The following is a 1,832-nucleotide window of genomic DNA, read 5'->3' as shown; positions in this document are numbered from 1 at the left end:
GAACTGCTGTGTCCATGTCATAACTAACACCTCATTTTCAAATTAGTGAACTATAAATTTAGTAAAACGAAACCATTAAAACTACGATGATAAGGTCATCTGATGACTTATGTAAAAATGAATTCGCTTACATTATATTCTAATCCTTTTAGGATAGGCAAGTACTAAAAGAAACTTTTTTTCAAAAGAACGGACATTTTTTTGGTGATAAGAAGAAAATACTGGTTGAAAATCCCAAGAATAGGTGATTTAATGATTGTAAGCGCTCGAAATATATCTTTTCATCTATTCTACTAATTATCCTTCTTATTAATCTACTACTTTTAGTCGTATTATATATGGCACTTCTTTATGTTATTAGTGAAACGTTGTTTGCTATTACAAAACGAGAGGAGTCAATTTATTGAGTACGTTGAAGCTTCCAGGTCATTTAAAATCCATTTTATCTCACCCTTCCACACTTGAAGAACAGCATATGAATCACTTCCTTGGAAATAACGGGTCCCTGCATATTAAGCCAACTTCAGAACAAGAAATAGCGGCCGTTTTAAAGTATGCGACGGAACACGGAAAAAAAGTCGTCATTGAAGGGAACGGTACAAAAAAAGGGTTTGGGGGACTTATAGATACAGCAGACCTTTTGCTTTCGCTGACTGAATACAGCGGAATTGTTGAACATACAGTAGGTGATATGACGGTTACTGTAAAAGCTGGTACGCCGTTTGGAGAGCTGCAAACGTATTTAAAAACGCACAATCAGCAAGTTTCACTTGATCCAGCTCTAGGAGACTACGCTACAATCGGCGGAGTTATTGCAGCGAATGAAAGTGGTCCAAAGCGCTTATCTTATGGATCGGCTCGAGATGCAGTAATCGGTATGAGAGTCGTATATTCAGATGGAACCATTGTTCGTTCAGGGGGAAAAGTCGTCAAGAACGTGGCTGGCTATGATATGAATAAGCTGTTTATTGGTTCAATGGGAACGCTCGGCGTTATATCCGAAATAACGTTAAAGCTGCGTCCGCTGCCCAAGTATCAAAGCATTGTCTTTATTTCTTTTTCAACAGGCAATATCGAAGAAATTCATGCGTTTGTTAGCAAAGTCTTAGATTCCATGATAGAGCCTGTTGCTTTGGAGTTATTAAATCCTTCTCTAGCTGAAGATGTAATAGGGCAGCATCTGTTTACGCTTGTAATCAGCTTTGAAGATGTGGAAAGTTCCGTTCATTATCAAGAGAATTACATCAAAAGTATTCAGCCGTCTGATACGATTTTAAAAGTGCTGCATGAAAAAGAAGCCGAAGTATTTTGGGGATTTTTTAGTAACATTAGTCCAAATGGTGCATGCTGTTCTTCCGAAGAGGAAACGGAAGCCGCGCTAAAAATTGGCGTACCAAATATGAATGTACTCGATGTAATAAACAAAAGTACTGCATTAAAAACGTCCCGTCCAATGCTGATAAAAGCACATGGAGGAGTTGGACATGGTCTTTGTTCGGTCTACATAAAAGGCTCAGAAGATGCCATTCTTTCCGTTATTACTTCATTTACTGAAACTGCTAAAACGTACGGAGGATAWGTGGTCGTTAACCATTTGCCTTTTATACTGCGCCAAAAAGTAAATGTATGGGGAAAAGAACCTTCTCATTTTCCGTTACTAGCAGGAATTAAAGCAAAGATGGACGCTAAAAACGTGCTTAACTATAAACGATTTATAGGAGGAATCTAAGTGAATTCAGCGAAAGCCGATATCAAAGATGCTCCATGTCAAAGCGTTAGCAATTATTTGTGGAAAGACGCGCCAGACGAAAAAAAATGGGCGGATTGTGTAC

The 1,832-nt window shown here is 38.2% G+C and carries 1 protein-coding gene; it reads left to right on the top strand.

The window, feature by feature from the left end; translation table 11 throughout:
• Positions 1–403: 403 nt before the first annotated feature.
• Positions 404–1,729: an FAD-binding oxidoreductase gene (locus tag AC1DRF_RS25800; RefSeq protein WP_477742054.1), complete on the top strand. Its 1,326-nt coding sequence runs from the start codon at positions 404–406 to the stop codon at positions 1,727–1,729.
• The last annotated feature ends 103 nt before the right edge of the window (positions 1,730–1,832 follow it).

It is taken from the genome of Priestia sp. P5_B4, from assembly GCF_056400385.1.
This window is presented reverse-complemented; position numbering and strand designations above follow the sequence as displayed.